Genomic DNA, 18,767 nt, shown 5'->3' with positions numbered 1-18,767 from the left:
TGCAGGGCGGCACTTTCATCTGGCCGCTCCCGTGCCATGGCCGTGACGATGCGGGGCCCCAGCCCGCCGAGGACGGTGATGAGTTCGGCCCCGGCGCAGCAACCGAGCGATGACGTCAGGTCAGTTCGTCGGGTCGCTCGCCGGCGTCGAGCCGGGCGATCAGCTTCTTGGTCGCGACAGAGCGGTAGCTGGCATCGAGTAGTTCGGCCACCTCCGTCCAGTCCGGCCGTGCCGACAGGTCGATCCCCATCCATCCGTACGGTCCCACGTACGCCGGATAGAAGAATCGCGAGTCTTGATCCAGTGCAACGCGTTCGGTCTGTTCGACCTTGAACAGGAGCGATTGCTCGAATTGCGGTCCACCTTTGACCCCGCCGCCGTACATGCCGAACATCTTCCCGCCGCGGAACGTCGGGCGACCGTGTGCGATCTTCTCCGTCGCATCCGGGAACGCGAGTGCGATGGTGCGCAGTCGAATCAGAACCGGGTCGTCTTCGGAGTACATGATCGGGTGGGGCATGGCGACAGTGTAGAACCGGTGTCTGTTCGGGTGCCGGTGAAATGTTAGGTTGACCGGGCGTTGGTTTCCGTCGGTCAGTGACCGGCGGATCGTAAGAGGGAATCCGGTGAAGATCCGGAACTGCCCCGCAGCGGTGAGTGGAAACGAACGCGGTCACCAGCACTGGGTGTATGCCTGGGAAGCGACCGCCGGTAGGAGACACCGAACGTACGGTGCCATGTCCACGAGTCCGAAGACCTGCCAACGCGACCGCGCCGCCGGCGTGGTCGCCCGTCGACTCCGAGGGACACGGTTGACGCGGTGATGGTGCGCTCGCGCGCGCCTTCATTCGCTGACGCATGCGTACGGGTCGACCGGCATCGGGTACAGCGGAAAGTGCGGCGATGCGCCCTCATTCGGTGACTGCGTTGGTGGTCGGGTTGTGTTTTGCGCTGGTCGCAGTGTCGGTGGTGGCACTCATGTTCGGTACCGTTCACGTTCCCTGGCGCGACACCACCTCGTTCCTCTGGGCCGAGTTGGTCGGAGGCGCAATACCGGCAGACGACGTGCCCAATTACCGGATAGTGGTCGATTCCAGATTGCCGCGACTGATCGTGGCAATGTTCGTCGGCGCCGGACTCAGTGCTGTGGGTCTGCTCGTACAGGCGATGGTGCGCAACGCATTGGCAGACCCGTATGTCCTCGGGATCTCCTCGGGGGCATCCGTGGGCGCAACCGCGGTTGTCCTGTTCGGCACTTTCGGTGCGCTGGGTATCTACGCGCTGAGTACCGCAGCGTTCCTGGGCGCCCTCGGTGCCACCGCCCTCGTGTATCTGATGGCGAGATCGGCAGCCGGATTGGTGCCCCTGCGGCTCGTGTTGACGGGAACCGCGCTCGGATACGGTTTCTCGGCGGTCACCACCGTGCTGATCTTCATGGCACCGCAAGGTGACGGTGCGCGCAGCGTGATGTTCTGGCTCCTGGGGAGCCTGTCGGGCGTCAGCTGGGGCGTGGTTCCACTGGTGGTGGTCGTCGCCGCGGCGGGAATGGTGTCCATTGCCCTGTGTGCGCGACGCCTGAACGCGTTGTCGATGGGCGACGAGGTCAGTGCCGCACTGGGACTGAACGCATCGCGGTTCAGGATCCTCCTGTTCGTCATCGCGGCCGCGATGACGGGTTGTTTCGTGTCCGTGTGTGGCGCGGTCGGATTCGTCGGTCTGGTCGTCCCACACGTGGCGCGACTGCTCGCCGGCGCCGATCACCGGCGACTCATCATCGTGACGCCCTTGCTGGGCGCCGTCTTCCTCGTTTCTGCCGACCTGTTGTCGCGCACGGTGGTACCGCCACAGGAACTGCCACTGGGGGCGATCACCGCAGCAGTCGGGGTACCGGTGTTCGTGTTCTTGATGAGACGCCGTGATGCATCGATGGTGCAGATCTGATGCGCGTGCAGTTCGATCACGTGGACGTCGAGATCGGCGGCCGTCTGGTGGTGGGCGACATGAACCTGACCGTCGGGGCGGGTCAGTTCGTCGGGATCGTCGGGCCCAACGGCAGCGGCAAATCCACGACGCTGCGCTGTCTGTATCGGGCGTTGAAACCGTCCGACGGTCGTATCGTGGTGGGTGAGCGCGACATTCGTGCCATCAGCATGCGCGAGAATGCCCGTCAAGTGGCCGCGTTGACCCAGGACAACACCTTGCATTTCGACTTCACAGCGCGCGAGGTGGTCGCAACCGGGCGATTGCCACACAGCGGGATCGTCGCCCGCGACCGTGTCGCCGAAGACGAGGCCATCGGGGAGGCGATGGACAAGGCCGATGCCGGGGATCTGCGCTCGCGATTGTTCTCCTCTCTGTCAGGCGGCGAGAAGCAGCGGGTGCTGATCGCCCGTGCTCTGGCCCAGGAACCACAGGTGCTCGTGCTCGACGAACCGACCAATCATCTCGACGTGCAACATCAACACGGCGTGCTCGGCGCGGCAAAAGGGTTGGGCATCACGGTGATAGCGGCATTGCACGATCTCAATCTGGCCGCGCAGTACTGCGACCGTGTCCTCGTGCTCGTCGACGGCGCGGTGGTGTGTGCCGGAACCCCTCAGGAGGTCTTCACCGAAACCGTGATCAACCGGTGGTTCTCGATCGGCTGCCACATCGTCGCCCATCCCCGCCTCGGCGTTCCCCAGATCATCTTCGACGGTCTCAACAGGACCGTGTCCGACGGGAATTTCAGGGCCGTCTCCGACGGGGATTTCAGGGCCGTCTCCGACGGGCACAAACCGGTGCCGAATTGCACACCCCACGCCGTTCACCACGAGGAGAGCTGAATGTACCGAAATCGCTGTGCCCTTATGATGATCGCGATGGCGGTGGCAGTCAGCGCGTGCGGCGCCGCCGTGGAGCAGAAGACCCCGTCCGGCGGGCCCACGGTGACGGTCACGAATTGCGGTGCGCCACTCACGGTCTCCGGGACGCCCACCCGGGTGGTGACCAATGACACCGGCATCACCGAGATGATGTTCTCGCTCGGACTGGCCGACCGGCTCGTCGGGTACACCACCTATCCCAGCAAGGAACGTGACGTCCAGACCTCGCCCTGGAAGGCGGATTTCGAATCGACTCCCGAACTCGGTGAGGCCTTCACCCGGGAGATCGTGCAGGCGGCCGACCCCGATTTCGTCTTCGCCGGGTGGAATTACGGCTTCCGGGAGTCGACCGGTCTGACACCTGACTGGATCAAACAGATCGGCGCCGTCCCGTACCAACTCACCGAGGCGTGTCGTCAGCCCGGAACAACGCGCCGCGGGATCATGGCGCCGTTCGATGCCCTCTATGCCGATCTGGAGAACCTCGGTGACATCTTTGGGGTCCGCGAGCGTGCGGACAACCTGGTGGAGGAGTACCGGAACCTGGTGCGCGGTGTGAACGCGGCCGTGCCGCGAGACCGTGACCCGGCCAGGGTCTTCCTCTTCGACAGCGCCGCCCCTGAACCCTTCACCTCGGGCAGAACCGCTGCACCCCAACAGATCATCACCGAGGCCGGTGGGTACAACATCTTCGATGACCTGAACGACTCGTGGACCACCACCTCGTGGGAGGCCGCCGCCCAGCGGGATCCCGAGGTCATCATCATCGTCGATTACGGGGCGGGGCTGTCCGACTCCGTCGCCGCGAAGATCCGTCAGCTCGAATCGCACCCGTTGATGTCGGGCTCGACCGCGGTCCGAGAGGGCCGCATCATGGCGCTGCCTTACGCGGCCCTGGTGGAGGGCCCCAGGAACCCGCAGGCTGTGGTCACGGTGGGGGATTACCTGCGATCCATCGGCCGCTAGGGCGCACAAGTCCATATCGATGAATCGAACCCCGCGAGTCCGGTTTCGGTGTCAGCCCTCTGGACTATCTTCGAGGGGTGGCCAACAGTGCAGACATCAGTGAGCAGACGCCCGCGGAGCCGACTCCTTCTGCGGCCAGAGAGCAGTGGTCGCAGCTGGCCGAGGAGGTGCGTGACCACCAATTCCGCTACTACGTGAAAGACGCTCCCGTCATCACCGACGGTGAGTTCGACACGTTGTTGCGCCGCCTGCAGGCCCTCGAAGACCAATACCCGGAGTTGGCTGTCGCCGATTCGCCCACCAAGTTGGTCGGCGGCGGTTTCGCCACCGAGTTCAAGGCCGTCGACCATCTCGAACGAATGATGTCGCTGGACAACGTGTTCGATGCCGACGAGATGCGCAGCTGGGTGTCCCGAGTCGAGGCTGACGCCGGTTCGGGCTTGGAATACCTGTGTGAGCTGAAGATCGACGGCGTCGCCCTGGCGCTGGTCTACGAAAAAGGTGTCCTCGTTCGCGGCACCACCCGCGGCGACGGACGCACCGGCGAGGACGTCACGCTCAACGCCAAGACCATCGACGACGTACCGCACCGGCTCACCCCGTCCGACGACTACCCGATACCCGACCTGCTCGAGGTGCGCGGTGAGGTGTTCTTCCGAGTCGAGGATTTCGAGGCGCTCAACGCGTCGCTCGTGGAGGCGGGCAAGGCGCCGTTCGCCAACCCACGCAACTCTGCCGCCGGGTCCCTCCGTCAGAAGAACCCGCAGATCACCGCCAGGCGACGACTCGGGATGATCTGTCACGGGCTCGGCCGGATCGACGGAACGCCGCCCAAGACTCTCCATGACGCCTATCTGGCGCTGGGTGCCTGGGGACTGCCGGTCTCCGAGCACACCACCAAACTCGCCGGCGCCGACGCCATCCTGGAGAAGATTGCCTACTGGGGTGAACACCGCCACGACGTCGAACACGAGATCGACGGGATCGTTGTCAAGGTGGACGACATCTCACTTCAACGTCGGCTGGGGTCCACCTCGCGCGCGCCGCGCTGGGCCATCGCGTACAAATACGCCCCCGAAGAGGCGACCACCAAACTGCTCGACATCTTGGTCAATGTCGGACGCACCGGACGGGTCACTCCTTTCGCATCGATGAAGCCTGTTCTGGTGGCGGGCTCGACGGTCGGCATGGCAACGCTCCACAACGCGTCCGAGGTCAAGCGCAAGGGCGTTCTGATCGGCGATACCGTCACCATTCGGAAGGCCGGCGACGTCATCCCCGAAGTACTCGGCCCTGTAGTCGACCTGCGAGACGGCACCGAACGTGAATTCGTGATGCCCACGCACTGTCCCGAATGCGGCACCGAATTGGCGCCGCAGAAGGAGGGCGACGCCGACATCCGCTGTCCCAACAGCAGATCGTGTCCGGCCCAGCTGAGAGAGCGGCTGTTCCACATCGCCGGTCGCGGATCATTCGACATCGAGGCTCTCGGATACGAGGCTGCCACCGCGCTTCTGAGCTCCGGGGTGCTCGACAACGAGGGTGATCTGTTCAGCCTGACCGAGGACGATCTCCGCAAGACCACTTTGTTCACCACCAAATCGGGAGATCTCTCCGCGAACGGGAAGCGGTTGCTCGCGAACCTTTCTGCGGCCAAGAAGGTACCGCTCTGGCGGGTATTGGTCGGGTTGTCGATCCGGCACGTCGGCCCGAGTGCCGCACGCGCATTGGCCACCGAGTTCGGCAGCTTGGAGGCCATCGAATCGGCAACAGCCGAACAGCTCGCCAGCGTGGAGGGTATGGGTAACACGTTGGCGAAGAGCGTCGCTGATTGGTTCACAGTCGATTGGCATCGTGAGATCGTCCGCAAATGGCGTGAGGCCGGTGTGCAGCTGGAGGACGAGCGCGACGCTTCCATCCCGCGCACGCTCGAAGGCCTGAGCATCGTGGTCACCGGCTCGCTGCAGGACTTCTCCCGCGACGGCGCCAAAGAGGCCATCCTGGTGCGCGGGGGCAAGGCGTCAGGGTCGGTGTCGAAGAAGACAGCTTATGTTGTCGTCGGGGATTCGCCCGGTACCAAGGCGGACAAGGCAGAACAGCTCGGCGTACCCATTCTCGATGAAGACGGGTTCAAAAAGCTTCTGGCAGAAGGGCCTCCGCCAGCAGAGACCGACGAATCACCTGCCGACGTGAACGAAGGTGACGCGCCGTGGGACTGATGACGCGGCCGACCCGGTCAGGGTTGTCTGAGCACCGTCGTCACGATCTTCGCGAGGTAGCCGATCCGGGCAATTTCGGACGGACGGAAGTCCGGGCCACCCGGTCGACCGAGGAGCAACGCCTTGCCCGGTGACCCGATGGGCGCTGCGGCCAGCCGAGTGTCCATGTCGCGCCAGGACTGCGGCACCCATGGCGATTCCGGATCCAGCTCGGCCTCGTGGTCGATCGGCAGCCAACTCGCATCGGTGAGTTGGGTTTCCGGGGCACCAGAGCTCCCGAAGAGCTGGATCGCCCCGTTGGCGCCTGAGGTGATGATGGTGGCCCACGCAACCCGCAGAACCCGGGGTGCCGCCTCGACCAGGACCTGTAGCCGATCGCGGCCGGCGGCCGCGATCTCGTTGACCAACTCGAGTTCCCGGTGGGTCTCGAGGATGCCGGTGTACGGGCGGATCGAATCCACTCGCACGCCATCAACCTTCTCTGCGGCAGTGATCAGGGTGTCGGGTAGCGAGCTGCGCGGAACCTCGACGACGATGTCATCGACTGCGTACCCTTCGCCGCGTTCGACAACGTCGAGCGACAGGATGTCGGCACCGATCGAACCCAGGGAAACGGCCAGGAGGCCCAAGGATCCGGGCCGGTCCTGGAGGTAGACGCGCAGCAGATAGGACACGGTCGACATTCTCCCACCGCTACGTCGGCCCTGCCGTGTGGCGCGCCCTCAGTGGCCGGCGCTCAGTGGCCTGGCGATCAGGCCGGAGGAGTGGTTCCGGGGAGCGCTTCGACGCCCACTGCCGTGCCGTACGCGCACACCTCGATACCGGTTCCACCGAACTCGGTGGTCTCGAACCGGAACGCCACCACGGCGTTCGCGCCGCGTTGCTGCGCCTCGGTCGCCAAGCGCTGCAGTGCTTCCTGACGGCAATCGTGGAGTAGCTGTGTGACTCCCTTGAGTTCACCACCCGCCATCGCCTTGAAGCCGGCACCGAGGTTCGATCCGATGTTGCGTGACCGGACGGTCAGCCCGAAGCACTCGCCGAAGGTGTAGGTGATCCGGTAGCCGGGGATGTCGTTTGTTGTGACGATGATCATGAACGAGACGATACGTCGGCGACCCATCATCCGCCCGCCGGATATTCGCCTGATCACGACGCAGGCCCAGAGTTCGGGGCGGTTGCCGTTCGGGCTCGATAATGAGCGGATGGCAATCGACGATGCGCGCGATCATTCCGACGTGACCACGTCCGTGGCACGCCGGATCGAGCCTGATCGAGAACACGACTTCATCGCCTGGACCGACGCCGGAATCGCACTGGCCCGGACATTCCCGGGCTTCCTCGGCGGAGGGTGGTTGCGCTCATCGAAGGTGCCCGGCGAGTACTACGTCATGTACCGGTTCGAGAACCACGCACAGGTCGACGATTGGGTGTCGTCGCCGGTGCGCAAGGCCTGGCTCTCGCGTGGGGAGGGGATCGCGGTGGAGTACGCCACCCATCGCCTGTCCGGCATCGAAGGATGGTTCGAGCCGCAGTCCACGCTGACGCAGGCGGTACGCGTGTTGGGCGCTCCGCCACCACGCTGGAAGCAGGCGATCACCATCTGGCTCGGCTTCTTTCCTCTCAGTCTGGCGATCAACATCGGCATCATCGCCCACCTGGGGGACACGCCGCTGGTGGTGAAGACGTTGATCGCCACATTGGTGAGCACACCGCTGATGGTGTACCTGCTGCTGCCGTGGATCACCGCGCGACTCAAACGCTGGTTGTAGGGCTCGCGGCACCTGAGGCGATCGGGGGACCGGCGCCGACTAGTCTGGACCGGGGTTCGGGCCGACATCATCGTGGGCCGCCCTCGAACAGAAAGGTGCATCTCTCGTGTCTGCCATCTCGCGTGATGAGGTTGCGCATCTCGCCCGGCTGTCGCGGCTGGCGCTGACCGACGACGAACTCGACCACTACGCCGGTCAGCTCGATTCGATTCTGTCCCACGTCGCCAACATCTCGGAAGTCGCCGCGGCCGACATCCCCGGCACCGCACATCCGGCAGACATCGCCAACGTCTTACGGCCCGACACCATCGTGCCCAGTCTCACCACCGAGGAAGCCCTCTCGGGTGCACCTTCGGTCGAGCAGGGACGGTTCGCAGTGCCGCAGATCCTCGGAGAAGAACAGTGACCGCACCCACCCGCCAGTCCGGCGAGATCACCGGCTTGTCCGCCGCCCAACTGGCGGAGAAGATCCACGCCGGTGACCTGTCTGCCGTGGAGGTCACCAGCGCGCACCTCGACCGGATCGCCGAGGTGGACGGTGAGCTGAACGCCTTCCTGCACGTCAATTCCGACGAAGCACTGCAGGCGGCCGCGGCCGTCGACAAGTCCATTGCTGCGGGCGAGCCCCCGGCATCGCCGCTTGCCGGTGTCCCGCTGGCCCTCAAGGACGTGTTCACCACCACCGACGCGCCCACCACCTGTGGTTCGAAGATCCTCGAGGGCTGGGTACCTCCGTACGACGCCACCGTCACCTCACGGCTGCGCGCTGCGGGCATCCCGATCCTCGGCAAGACCAACATGGACGAGTTCGCGATGGGATCGTCCACCGAGAACTCGGCATACGGCGTCACCCGAAACCCTTGGGACACAACAAAGATCCCCGGCGGATCGGGTGGCGGCAGCGCGGCGGCCCTGGCCTCGTTCCAGGCGCCGCTGGCCATCGGCACCGACACCGGCGGTTCTGTGCGTCAGCCGGCCTCGGTCACCGGGACCGTGGGCGTGAAGCCGACGTACGGCACCGTCTCGCGGTACGGGCTGGTGGCATGTGCCTCGTCGCTCGATCAGGGCGGACCGTGCGCGCGCACCGTGCTGGACACCGCGCTCCTGCACCAGGTGATCGCCGGGCACGACCCACGGGATTCGACGTCGATCGACCAGCCGGTCGGTGACATGGTTGCCGCCGCGAAAGCCGGCTCTTCGCAAGACCTTTCAGGTGTCAAGGTCGGTATTGTCGCCGAATTGCAGGGTGACGGTTACCAGGCGGGCGTGCTGTCCTCGTTCAACGCGGCCGTGGAGGCATTGCGTGAGCGTGGCGCCGAAGTGGTCGAGGTGTCGTGCCCGCACTTCACCTACGCACTTGGTGCCTACTACCTGATCCTGCCGTCCGAGGTGTCCAGCAACCTCGCACGGTTTGATGCGATGCGATATGGACTGCGGGTCGGCGACGACGGCAGCCACAGCGCCGAACAGGTGATGGCAATGACCCGTGCGGCCGGCTTCGGTCCAGAGGTCAAGCGCCGCATCATGATCGGAACCTACGCATTGTCGTCTGGCTACTACGACGCGTACTACGGTCAGGCACAAAAGGTTCGCACGCTCATCGCCCGCGACTTCGCCAAGGCGTACGAGACCGTGGACGTCCTGGTGTCGCCGACCACTCCGACAACGGCGTTTGCGATCGGCGAGAAGGTCGACGACCCGCTGGCCATGTATCTCTTCGACCTCTGCACCCTCCCGGTGAACTTGGCCGGGAACTGCGCGATGTCGGTGCCGTCGGGGTTGTCCGAGGACGATGGACTGCCCGTGGGACTGCAGATCATGGCTCCGTCGATGGCCGACGAGAGGCTGTATCGCGTCGGCGCCGCCTACGAGGCGGCCCGGGGCCCGATCGTCTGACCCCCGCTCCCCGATGATGTGCCCTTCTGGCGACGAAAACCCCAGGTGGGGTACGCCATAAGGCCACATCATCGGGGGCAGACGGGGATGACGTGACCCTGTTCGGTCCCGTACTGATGACCGTGACCGGCAGGGAACGACAGTGCCCCGATCAGGTCCGCGCTGGCCTGGACGAACCCGGCCACCGGTAGCCACGGTGGTGTCGGCAAGTCGTGGGTGATGCCGGACGCCAGCGCCGGCGGCTGCCAGATTAACCGCGGGGACCAGCGCACCACGGGATCAGATCCGTTCGCCAACACGGTGGTCGACGGCGCCGACAGTGACGCTGTGCCCGCCGGGGCGCCCGCGAGCACCGTGTGGCACAGCGCGCCGGAACGATTGGCCTGCGCCCATTGCCGTGCCGCGTCGGCGCCGACCGCGCCCAGACTCTGGCCGTAGAGGTAGATGTGTGGGCGGCTGGGCGAGGCCGACCGGTTGACGGCATCGATGAGCGCGGCCGTGACCGCGATAGCGCTGTCGCGGGCCGGTGCGGAACTCGACAGAAAAGCCTGCCAAGACGGAATGTCGCTGTACTGCAAAGCAACAACTCCCACATCTCCGGCCATCCGCGACTCGATCCCGACCAGAGCGTCCGGGTCCACCCACCCCGATCCGGTGGGTACTGCGACCACCACCGCACTGCGGTGCATCCCACCCGCGGCCTGCCAGCGTTTCACCAGATTCTGCGCGCGGTCGGTGACGTCGCGGGTGTCGAGTTCCCCGTAGACCCGTAGCGATGTTGATTGGGCGCCGACAGCGGTGAACTTGTGCGCCACAGACTCGCCTGACCCCGCAGCACCGGCAGGTGACGGGGCGACCGAGAGCGCGATGGCGGCAGCCAGCGCCGCGCCGATCATGCGGATACGGGAAGGCAGGGCAACACCCACGGCCACCAACCCGGAAGGCGCGGCGGCCACGGCCACCCATCCGAGGTCGAGGGTCTCTGTGCCCAGAGCCCATCGCAGCTCGAGTTGCCACCAGATCATCTGTACGAACATCGCAACAATGACCAGGCCCCCGGCGGCGGCAGTGACCTTCCTCGTGCGCGCGGCCGGCCACGGGACGAAGCGGGACGCCAGCATGCCGATGAGGGCGCCGATGCCGGCGAACGCTGCGAGCAGCACGCCCTGGATCAGTGCTTCGCGGGGCAGCGAGCCGGGGGCCAAAGCGATTGCCGCGCCTGCTGTGGTGCCGGCGGTCACCAGTGGGTGTGGCCACGTGCGTGCCTTCATGCCAGACCCACCAGAGATGCGAGCGACTCGCCGCCGCGGACGAAGGTGGATGCAACGATCGCCGGGAAAGACTCCCGCGCGACCGGGGCACCCGAGTGCTGACGCCAGGTGTTGAAGCTCAACCCCACCCGGGCGAGATCGGCGGCCCAGTCGCAGGCGGGGTCGTCGCAGACCTCATGCATACGCTCGGCGAGCATGGTGTCGAGTGCCACCCGAGCCCAACCGGCCAGCGGAACGCCGTTCTTGTCGGCGAGGCGCAACAGGTCGTATCCGAAATCGTGTGTCTTGCAAAGCGGTTCGAACCGGTCGGGCAACGGGATGGGCGATGAGCAAGCGCCTGCGGGATCGATCGGCATGCCATCGACCACCTCGGGCCGATATCCCATCGCTGCCTCGAAGTCCACGGGCAGTACTGCGATCGCATCGACGGGCCTCGGCCCTGTCAATGCCGCAATCGCCGCGCCGGCCGGGGTACGGATGTCAGCGGCCTCGGCGGGCGACATCCCCGTTGCGGATGTAGTTGCGGCGGCGGTTGCGGGCCACAGCGCCAAGGCCACCACGAAGCAGATCACCAAGCTGGACAGAAAGATTCGGTTGTGTACGGCTCGCATGAATTGAACGTAGAAATGGAGCGCACCCGTGCACATCGGTCGTCGGACGCGTTGTCCGGTGGCTACTACGAGGTGCACGCAGGGTGCGCGTGCTACCTGCGGGTCGGTGCAGATCTCACTCTCAGGTATGGGGTCGGACGAGGAATGGGTGGCTACTGTCAAACAAATGAAACTGTTGACTGCTGCCGCCGACTATGTGGTCGACGAGGCCAAGAAACTGCCGATCACCGCAGACCCGGTGGTCATCGGATTCTTGAGTCGCAAGGTCAACGTCTTCTTCACGCTCGTCGCGCTCATCATGTACGCCATTGCGTGGCCGACCTTGGCAGTGACACACGACGTGCAGCCAGCGCTGATGCCTGTCGTCGCGGCGTTCGCCGCCCTCCCGATCATGCTGGGTTGGGCCAATCCCACACTCGGCTGGGCGATCTCGGTGGTGTCCTCACAGGTCATCGGGTTGACCATCGATCGGCTCGACACGTGGAACTACTCCATCCAGGTGGTGCACTTCATCGAACTGGTGGTGCTCACGGTTCTCGCCTATCTCAAGGCACCGCTACGTCTTCTGCCGGTGATCTGGCTGGTGTCGGCACTGGTGATGTTCTCGGTTGCTCCGAGCGAGGCCGAGGTCGGCTGGGTGATCGGACTGGCGGTCGCCGGCATCATGTGCGTGTTGATCCGCATCATCGTGCGATCCCGTGCCCAACTCGCCCAGCAGACCAAACTGAAGGACACCGAGAAGTCGAAGAATGCGGTGCTCTCGGAACGGACCCGCATCGCCCGCGACCTCCACGACGTTGTGGCTCACCGGATGTCGGTGGTGGTTGTGCAATCACAGACCGCGAAATACCGGATCGAAGGCGTCGGCGACGCGGCTGCGGCCGAGTTCGATGCCATCGCCAACGTCGCACGCGAGGCCCTCGACGAGGTGCGCACCATGCTCGGTGTGCTTCGTCTCGAAGATGATTCGGCCGCGGATGCACTTGCACGCAACCCGAACCCGGGGCTGGCGCAGATCGACGGACTGATCTCCGCGACGAGGGGCGCGGGGATCGACGTCACGTACTACCCGGCCGTCGGCGTGGACGAGGTGGGTGACGCGTGTGCATTGGTGGCATACCGGATCGTGCAGGAATCGTTGGCGAACGCCACCCGTTACGCGGCAGGGTCGCAGGTGCGCGTCGATGTGACGGTCAAGGGAACCGAACTCGCGGTGACCATTGCCAACACCGCTCCGACGGAACAACCCATCGGGCTCGATTCCGAAGGGGGACTAGGCATTCCGGGAATGATCGAGAGGGCCAAAGCCGTCGGTGGGGTGCTGTCCGCAGCGCCGCAACCCGACGGTGGGTTTGTTGTGCAGGCACGCCTACCGATTCGGGCGCCGGGTGTGGTCGATGATTCGGGACAGTCGGGTCTGCAGGCCGGGATGGTGGAAAAGTAGGCTGTCGACGTGTCGATCACGGTCTTCATTGCGGACGATCAAGCAATGGTTCGACAGGGCTTCGGTGCCCTGCTCGCCGCACAGTCCGACATCTCGGTGGTCGGGGACGCGCCGGACGGCAAGGCTGCGGTGACGGCGGTCCGTCAGCTCCACCCGGACGTGGTGCTGATGGATGTGCGCATGCCCGTCCTCGACGGCCTCGCAGCAGCTGAACAACTGCTCTCCGGACCGGCAAAGGTGTCCAGCAAAATCCTGATGCTCACCACCTTCGACATCGACGACTACGTCTATCAGGCCCTGCGGATCGGTGCCTCAGGCTTCATGCTCAAAGATGCGCCGGCCGAAGAGCTGGTGCGTGCGGTCCGCGTGGTGGCAGCCGGTGACGCACTGCTCGCACCGTCGGTAACCCGTCGGCTGATCGCCGAGGTGACCAGTAGACAACGCCCTCGCCGCGCCCCGTCGAGCGAACTCTCCGGGTTGACCCCTCGCGAACGCGAGGTGCTCGAGCAGGTGGCCGAGGGCAAGTCGAACGCCGAGATCGCAACGCATCTCTTTGTGGCCGAGCAGACGGTCAAGACCCATGTCAGCAACGTGCTCTCGAAGTTGCAGCTGCGCGACCGCGCGCAAGCGGTTGTCTATGCCTACGAAAACGGCGTGCGCTGAGCCGTAGCTTGCATTCGGTTGCACAATTGAAGCCAGTGGCGCCCGCAGAGCGCGTGCTGTCCGAGCAGAGATGACAGTCTGAGCACAGATGAAAAGGGAGCGGGAACACCAGATGCGCATTGGAGTGCTAACCGGTGGCGGTGACTGCCCAGGATTGAACGCGGTGATCCGGGCCGTGGTCCGGACCAGCGAGGTCCGGTACGGGTCGGCGGTGGTCGGATTCCTCGACGGCTGGCGGGGATTGCTCGAGGACCGGCGGATTCATCTCGCCGCCGACGACCGGAACGATCGGTTGCTCGCGAAGGGCGGCACCATGCTGGGTACTGCCCGCACACATCCGGACAAGCTGCGTGCCGGTCTCGACCAGATCCGGCAGACATTGGACGACAACGGCATCGACGTACTGATCCCGATCGGCGGCGAGGGCACGTTGACCGCCGCGTCCTGGCTGTCCGATGAAGGCGTCCCGGTGGTCGGGGTGCCCAAGACCATCGACAACGACATCAATTGCACCGACGTGACGTTCGGGTTCGACACCGCGCTGACCGTCGCAACCGACGCCATCGATCGTCTGCACAGCACCGCCGAGTCGCATCAGCGCGTGATGCTGGTGGAGGTGATGGGCCGCCACGCCGGCTGGATCGCGCTGCATTCGGGCATCGCATCCGGTGCACACATGATCCTCATCCCCGAACAGCCGTTTGATGTCGAAGAGGTGTGCCGTCTGGTCAAACGCCGCTTCCAGCGCGGTGACTCGCACTTCATCTGCGTGGTCGCCGAGGGGGCCAAACCTGCCGAGGGCAGTAACTTCTCGGTGCTCAAGGGTGGACTCGACGAGTTCGGACACGAGCGGTTCACCGGAGTCGCACAACAGCTCGCCGTCGAGATCGAGCGCCGGATCAACAAGGAAGTACGGACGACCGTGCTCGGTCACGTGCAGCGCGGTGGCAAACCGACACCTTATGACCGGGTGCTGGCCACCCGATTCGGGGTAAACGCCGCCGACGCCGCGCACAACGGGGACTACGGGATGATGGTCAGCCTCCAAGGGCCGAACATCGGATTGGTTCCCATCGGTGAGGCCACCAAAGAGCTCAAACTCGTTCCCCAGAACCGCTACGAGGACGCCGCGGCCTTCTTCGGCTGACTCCCCACCCCCGATGATGTGCCCTTATGGCGGGTAAAAGCCAGGTGAGCGCCGCCAGAAGGGCACATCATCGGGGGTGCGGGGGCCAGTTAAACTCGGTGCATGACCGAACTGCTCGACTACGACGATGTCATTTCCGAATTCGATCCCGTGATGGGCATGGAGGTGCATGTCGAGCTGGGCACCAACACCAAGATGTTCTGTGGCTGCCCCACCACCTTCGGTGCCGAACCGAACACCCAGGTGTGCCCTGTCTGCATCGGCCTGCCCGGCTCGCTGCCGGTGGCGAACGAGAGGGCCATCGAGTCGGCGATCCGCATCGGCCTGGCCCTCAATTGCTCGATCCGTCCGTCGAGCACCTTCGCTCGGAAGAACTACTTCTACCCGGATCAGCCGAAGAACTACCAGATCTCGCAGTACGACGACCCCATCGCGTACGACGGCTACCTCGACGTCGCGCTCGACGACGGCACCACCTGGCGCGTCGAGATCGAGCGGGCCCACATGGAGGAGGACACCGGCAAGTCTCTGCATGTCGGATCCACCGGTCGCATCCACGGCGCGAGCCACTCGCTGCTCGACTACAACCGCGCGGGCGTGCCACTCATCGAGATCGTGTCCAAGCCGATCGAAGGAGCGGGGGAGCGGGCACCGGAGGTCGCTCGCGCATATGTCACCGCACTGCGTGATCTGCTGAAGTCGCTCGGTGTCTCCGACGTCCGTATGGACCAGGGCTCCATGCGCTGCGATGCCAACCTGTCGTTGATGCCGAAGGGCGCCACCGAGTTCGGTACCCGCACCGAGACCAAGAACGTCAACTCACTCAAGAGTGTCGAGGTCGCGGTCCGGTACGAGATGCGGCGCCAGGGTGCGCTGCTCAAGTCGGGGGTCGACATCATCCAGGAGACCCGGCACTTCCAGGAGTCCGACGGATCCACCTCGGCCGGGCGCCGCAAGGAAACCGCAGAGGACTACCGCTATTTCCCCGAACCGGATCTGCCTCCGGTGCAACCCGATTCGGCATGGATCGAGGAACTCCGCGAGACCATCCCCGAACTGCCATGGCTGCGGCGCGCACGGATCCAGCAGGAGTGGGGTCTGTCCGACGAGGTGATGCGTGACCTGGTGAACCTCGGTGCCGTGGACCTGATCATCGCAACGGTGGAGTCCGGCGCGTCGGTGGACGCCGCGCGCGGTTGGTGGGTCTCGTTCCTGGCCCAGCAGGCGAACTCCCGGAGTACGGAGCTGGCGGATCTGCCGATCACCCCGAAGCAGGTTGCGGCAGTTGTCGCTCTCGTCGACGAGGGCAAACTCACCAACAAGCTCGCGCAGCAGGTCGTGACGGCAGTGCTCGACGGTGAGGGCGAACCCGAACAGGTCATCGCCGACCGGGGCCTGGAGGTCGTGCGCGACGACTCCGCGCTGCAGAAGGCGGTCGACGAGGCGCTGACCAACAACCCCGACATCGCGGAGAAGATCCGCAGCGGCAAGGTGGCCGCCGCAGGCAAGATCGTCGGCGATGTCATGAAGGCCACACGGGGACAGGCAGATCCGGCCCGGGTCAAGGAACTGGTACTGGCTGCCTGCCAGTAGCGGATCAGATGTTGGTGTCGGCGGGGCCCTGCGGCATCGGGATGATGATCACCCGATCGTCTGTGGGGCCGGCCGTACCGGTCTGTTTGTTCACCGTCGCGACCTGGAAGAGGCCACCGGGTACAGCCGTGAGGCGTCCGAGCGACCCATACCGCTTCTCCAGCACGGTGACCGGTTCGGCCGTGGTGGGCTTCTCCTCGGTCGGTGCCGCCAGGGCCTGAAGTCGTTGAGTCCTGGTCTGCGACACCATGATCATGCCGTTGACCGCAGCACATCCAGCCGTTTCCGGTTTGTCGGGCCAGGTCCACAGCGTGCGCGCCACACCGGTGGCGCTGATCAGCTGGAGGCGGTCCTCGGCGGGCGCGCGGTCGGTCAGGTACAGCGCACCGGTGGCGACGTCGGGGCACAGAGCCGGGTTCGATCCCAGTCCCGAGGTCAGCACCCGAGGTGGGGTGGTGCTACCCGATGCCAAGTCCGTGACCGACAGAATTTTGCCCGCCAGGGATGCCGGGTCAGACGCCGACTGTGGGTCGCCTGCGTCGCCGGTGGCCACCAGCAGTTCGGTCGGACTCTTGAAATAGATGGTTCCCATGTTCCCGACCGGGCCCTTCGGGATCCCGACGAGGATCGGCTTGGGCACGTCATTCGGGGCCAGCCGGACCACCCGGTTGTCGGTGGGGGTGGTGATGTAGGCGTAGAGCAACTGATCCTGCGCGAAATCGGGGGAGAACGCGAAGTCCAGCAGGCCGCCGTCGCCTGAGGCATCGACCTCGAACGAGGCCACGTCCTGAGTCGGCCCGCCGCGCTTGGTGCGCACGATCTTTCCCGTGGTGCGTTGCGCGACCACGGTCGCCGTCGCGTCGGCATTTCCTGGGAGCACGCCGCTGGTGGTGTCGAGACATGTGGCGATGACGGTCGGGTCGGGGTCTGGGCACGGACCCGTCGGAGCGCCCGGATCGGTCGGTGGTGGACTGCTCGGTGTCTGTTCCTGCTGCTGCAACGGCGGGTTGGGGTTGGTCGAGAACTGGCCGGCGTCGCGGTTGCGGTCCTGCTCGGCGAAGCCGTCGGCACATCCGGTCACCACGTGGCTGCCGCCACCAGCATGATCACGATCCGTGCGATCGCAGACCCGTGGTGCATTGTCATGGCGTCCACCCTACTGATCGGGCGCGCCCGGCCCGGCGAACACTTGGGTTGCCCGGTGAGCCTCTAAGGTCGAACTGTGACCGAACGAGATCCTGACGGCCAGGGGTCGAGCCCCTACGACGAGCCCACCGAACAGATCGGAGTGCCGCAGAGTGCGGCGCGCGACCCGCAGGCGAGCAGGCCGGAGGGCGATACCGGCGCCTATGGCTACGCGCCGTACCGCTCGCCTCGATCCGGTGAGAGTGGTCAGTTCGCCCAGGACGAGGCGGAACTGGAAGAGACCGAGCAGATCCCGACCATGCGCAAGCAGCCTGCCGGCGCGACGCCGGCCGGTGCGCAGGCCGCCGACGACGATCTGTCCCGTCAGGACACCGATGTGGTGGCCAGGCCCGCTGCAGCGGCGCCCTCCACCGCGACAACCCGGATTCCGACCGCGGGTGTGGACCGGGACGACTTCCATCGTCAACACGGCCCGCAGCCGCGATACGACGACGATGACGACTTCGCGACCCGCGGCCCGGCTGAGCCCGAGCCCGTCGGTCCGGTGGTCACCGAGGCGCCCGTGCGGCGTGGGACCACCGATCTGGGATTGCTGATCCTGCGGGTGGGTGTCGGCCTGATCGCGATGGCCCATGGCAGCCAGAAACTGTTCGGGTGGTGGAACGGTCCCCGGCTCAGCGGCTTCGAGGACTACCTTGTCAATTCGGCAAACACGAACATCGGGTTCAACCCGGATGCCGCCAAGTGGCTTGCCGTACTGGGCGCGCTCTCGGAGACCATCGGCGGGCTGATGCTGGTGCTCGGACTGCTGACCCCCATCGCGGGCGCGGCGGTCCTGGGCGTCATGGTTGTCGCCGCGCTGTTCAAGTCGACCCTCGCGGGCGGCGTGTGGTTCTTCGCGGTCGACCCCGACTTCACCAACAAGGGCATCGAGTACGAACTGTTCCTCGGTCTGGCGGCCGCGGTGATCATCTTGACCGGGCCAGGCCGTATCTCTCTCGACTTCAACCGGGGCTGGGCCACCCGGCCGTTCATCGGGTCGGTCGCCTGGCTTGTTGTCGGCATCGCCGCACCCGTGGCGATATGGTTCCTGTTCAACGGAACCAACCCGTTCGAATCGCCGGGTAACCCCGCCCAGTAGTCAGGCCCTTCGCAACGTCGCCAACTTCGTCGCCGTG

At 65.4% G+C, this 18,767-nt stretch carries 17 protein-coding genes, 1 pseudogene and 1 riboswitch; of the genes and pseudogenes, 12 read left to right on the top strand and 6 right to left on the bottom strand.

Annotated elements, in window-relative coordinates:
• Positions 1 to 115: 115 nt before the first annotated feature.
• Positions 116 to 520 (bottom strand): MmcQ/YjbR family DNA-binding protein, encoded by a 405-nt coding sequence (locus W823_RS55800; protein ID WP_023963854.1) that lies wholly within the window; start codon positions 518 to 520, stop codon positions 116 to 118.
• Between the two features lie 44 nt (positions 521 to 564).
• A riboswitch (cobalamin riboswitch) is annotated at positions 565 to 780 on the top strand.
• A gap of 123 nt (positions 781 to 903) precedes the next feature.
• Here W823_RS55800 and W823_RS55795 point away from each other — a divergent pair.
• The 4 genes and pseudogenes from W823_RS55795 to ligA all read left to right on the top strand — a co-directional run bounded on the left by W823_RS55795 (position 904) and on the right by ligA (position 6,049).
• Positions 904 to 1,941 (top strand): iron ABC transporter permease, encoded by a 1,038-nt coding sequence (locus W823_RS55795; protein ID WP_038254838.1) that lies wholly within the window; start codon positions 904 to 906, stop codon positions 1,939 to 1,941.
• Positions 1,941 to 2,696, top strand: a pseudogene (locus tag W823_RS55790) (ABC transporter ATP-binding protein); the annotation flags it as partial. The gene W823_RS55795 and the pseudogene W823_RS55790, both read left to right, overlap by 1 nt.
• Positions 2,697 to 2,852: 156 nt before the next feature.
• Positions 2,853 to 3,830 carry an ABC transporter substrate-binding protein gene (locus W823_RS55785; RefSeq protein WP_369792682.1) on the top strand — a complete coding sequence of 326 codons (978 nt, stop codon included), beginning with the start codon at positions 2,853 to 2,855 and terminating at the stop codon, positions 3,828 to 3,830.
• A gap of 77 nt (positions 3,831 to 3,907) precedes the next feature.
• The gene (gene ligA, locus W823_RS55780) at positions 3,908 to 6,049 is read left to right on the top strand and encodes an NAD-dependent DNA ligase LigA (protein ID WP_023963846.1); all 2,142 of its coding nucleotides are present in this window, start codon (positions 3,908 to 3,910) and stop codon (positions 6,047 to 6,049) included.
• 17 nt (positions 6,050 to 6,066) lie between these two features.
• Here the strand turns inward: ligA and W823_RS55775 are convergent, their stop codons facing one another.
• Positions 6,067 to 6,732 (bottom strand): amino acid-binding protein, encoded by a 666-nt coding sequence (locus W823_RS55775; protein ID WP_023963844.1) that lies wholly within the window; start codon positions 6,730 to 6,732, stop codon positions 6,067 to 6,069.
• 68 nt (positions 6,733 to 6,800) lie between these two features.
• Entirely contained in the window at positions 6,801 to 7,142 is a 342-nt protein-coding gene (locus W823_RS55770; RefSeq protein ID WP_030172081.1) for a YbjQ family protein, read from the bottom strand.
• Positions 7,143 to 7,251: 109 nt separating this feature from the next.
• Here W823_RS55770 and W823_RS55765 point away from each other — a divergent pair, with 109 nt between their 5' ends.
• From W823_RS55765 to gatA, 3 genes are all read left to right on the top strand, one after another.
• The gene (locus tag W823_RS55765; RefSeq protein WP_031333694.1) at positions 7,252 to 7,818 is read left to right on the top strand and encodes an antibiotic biosynthesis monooxygenase; all 567 of its coding nucleotides are present in this window, start codon (positions 7,252 to 7,254) and stop codon (positions 7,816 to 7,818) included.
• A gap of 106 nt (positions 7,819 to 7,924) precedes the next feature.
• Complete coding sequence (gene gatC, locus W823_RS55760) at positions 7,925 to 8,224, top strand: Asp-tRNA(Asn)/Glu-tRNA(Gln) amidotransferase subunit GatC (protein WP_023963838.1); 300 nt, start codon at positions 7,925 to 7,927, stop codon at positions 8,222 to 8,224.
• Positions 8,221 to 9,714, top strand: coding sequence for an Asp-tRNA(Asn)/Glu-tRNA(Gln) amidotransferase subunit GatA (gatA, locus tag W823_RS55755; protein WP_023963836.1), 1,494 nt, complete (start codon positions 8,221 to 8,223; stop codon positions 9,712 to 9,714). Before gatC ends, gatA begins: the two co-directional genes overlap by 4 nt.
• 68 nt (positions 9,715 to 9,782) lie before the next feature.
• Here gatA and W823_RS55750 read toward each other — a convergent pair whose 3' ends face one another.
• Positions 9,783 to 10,985 carry an alpha/beta-hydrolase family protein gene (locus W823_RS55750; protein WP_023963834.1) on the bottom strand — a complete coding sequence of 401 codons (1,203 nt, stop codon included), beginning with the start codon at positions 10,983 to 10,985 and terminating at the stop codon, positions 9,783 to 9,785.
• Positions 10,982 to 11,596, bottom strand: a complete 615-nt coding sequence (locus tag W823_RS55745; protein ID WP_031333690.1) for a hypothetical protein — start codon at positions 11,594 to 11,596, stop codon at positions 10,982 to 10,984. The genes W823_RS55750 and W823_RS55745 overlap by 4 nt, the downstream gene beginning before the upstream one ends.
• Positions 11,597 to 11,762: 166 nt before the next feature.
• Here W823_RS55745 and W823_RS55740 point away from each other — a divergent pair, with 166 nt between their 5' ends.
• The 4 genes from W823_RS55740 (at position 11,763) to gatB (ending at position 16,443) form a co-directional block, all read left to right on the top strand.
• Positions 11,763 to 13,040, top strand: coding sequence for a sensor histidine kinase (locus W823_RS55740; protein WP_023963830.1), 1,278 nt, complete (start codon positions 11,763 to 11,765; stop codon positions 13,038 to 13,040).
• Positions 13,041 to 13,049: 9 nt separating this feature from the next.
• A complete protein-coding gene (locus tag W823_RS55735) occupies positions 13,050 to 13,703 on the top strand; it encodes a response regulator transcription factor (protein WP_023963828.1) in 654 nt (217 codons plus the stop codon).
• Positions 13,704 to 13,815: 112 nt separating this feature from the next.
• Entirely contained in the window at positions 13,816 to 14,850 is a 1,035-nt protein-coding gene (locus W823_RS55730; RefSeq protein WP_023963826.1) for an ATP-dependent 6-phosphofructokinase, read from the top strand.
• Positions 14,851 to 14,952: 102 nt separating this feature from the next.
• Positions 14,953 to 16,443: an Asp-tRNA(Asn)/Glu-tRNA(Gln) amidotransferase subunit GatB gene (gatB, locus tag W823_RS55725; protein WP_023963824.1), complete on the top strand. Its 1,491-nt coding sequence runs from the start codon at positions 14,953 to 14,955 to the stop codon at positions 16,441 to 16,443.
• 4 nt (positions 16,444 to 16,447) lie between these two features.
• On the opposite strand, the gene W823_RS55720 is transcribed toward gatB, so the two are convergent.
• Positions 16,448 to 17,527 (bottom strand): sorbosone dehydrogenase family protein, encoded by a 1,080-nt coding sequence (locus tag W823_RS55720; protein ID WP_023963822.1) that lies wholly within the window; start codon positions 17,525 to 17,527, stop codon positions 16,448 to 16,450.
• Between the two features lie 138 nt (positions 17,528 to 17,665).
• Between W823_RS55720 and W823_RS55715 the strand changes: the two genes are divergently transcribed.
• A complete protein-coding gene (locus W823_RS55715; RefSeq protein ID WP_023963818.1) occupies positions 17,666 to 18,730 on the top strand; it encodes a DoxX family protein in 1,065 nt (354 codons plus the stop codon).
• Positions 18,731 to 18,767: the final 37 nt, after the last annotated feature.

This window comes from Williamsia sp. D3, assembly GCF_000506245.1.
In the GTDB taxonomy this organism is placed as follows: Bacteria; Actinomycetota; Actinomycetes; order Mycobacteriales; family Mycobacteriaceae; genus Williamsia; species Williamsia muralis.
Note: the sequence above shows the minus strand (reverse complement) of the source record. Positions and strands in the feature narration are given on the sequence as shown.

Excerpts from the sequence above, each read along its gene's own strand:
- W823_RS55800 (WP_023963854.1), bottom strand. The coding sequence starts at position 520 with ATGCCCCACCCGATCATGTACTCCGAAGACGACCCGGTTCTGATTCGA.
- W823_RS55795 (WP_038254838.1), top strand. The coding sequence starts at position 904 with ATGCGCCCTCATTCGGTGACTGCGTTGGTGGTCGGGTTGTGTTTTGCG.
- W823_RS55785 (WP_369792682.1), top strand. The coding sequence starts at position 2,853 with ATGATCGCGATGGCGGTGGCAGTCAGCGCGTGCGGCGCCGCCGTGGAG.
- W823_RS55775 (WP_023963844.1), bottom strand. The coding sequence starts at position 6,732 with ATGTCGACCGTGTCCTATCTGCTGCGCGTCTACCTCCAGGACCGGCCC.
- W823_RS55770 (WP_030172081.1), bottom strand. The coding sequence starts at position 7,142 with ATGATCATCGTCACAACAAACGACATCCCCGGCTACCGGATCACCTAC.
- W823_RS55765 (WP_031333694.1), top strand. The coding sequence starts at position 7,252 with ATGGCAATCGACGATGCGCGCGATCATTCCGACGTGACCACGTCCGTG.
- W823_RS55750 (WP_023963834.1), bottom strand. The coding sequence starts at position 10,985 with ATGAAGGCACGCACGTGGCCACACCCACTGGTGACCGCCGGCACCACA.
- W823_RS55745 (WP_031333690.1), bottom strand. The coding sequence starts at position 11,596 with ATGCGAGCCGTACACAACCGAATCTTTCTGTCCAGCTTGGTGATCTGC.
- W823_RS55740 (WP_023963830.1), top strand. The coding sequence starts at position 11,763 with ATGAAACTGTTGACTGCTGCCGCCGACTATGTGGTCGACGAGGCCAAG.
- W823_RS55730 (WP_023963826.1), top strand. The coding sequence starts at position 13,816 with ATGCGCATTGGAGTGCTAACCGGTGGCGGTGACTGCCCAGGATTGAAC.
- gatB (WP_023963824.1), top strand. The coding sequence starts at position 14,953 with ATGACCGAACTGCTCGACTACGACGATGTCATTTCCGAATTCGATCCC.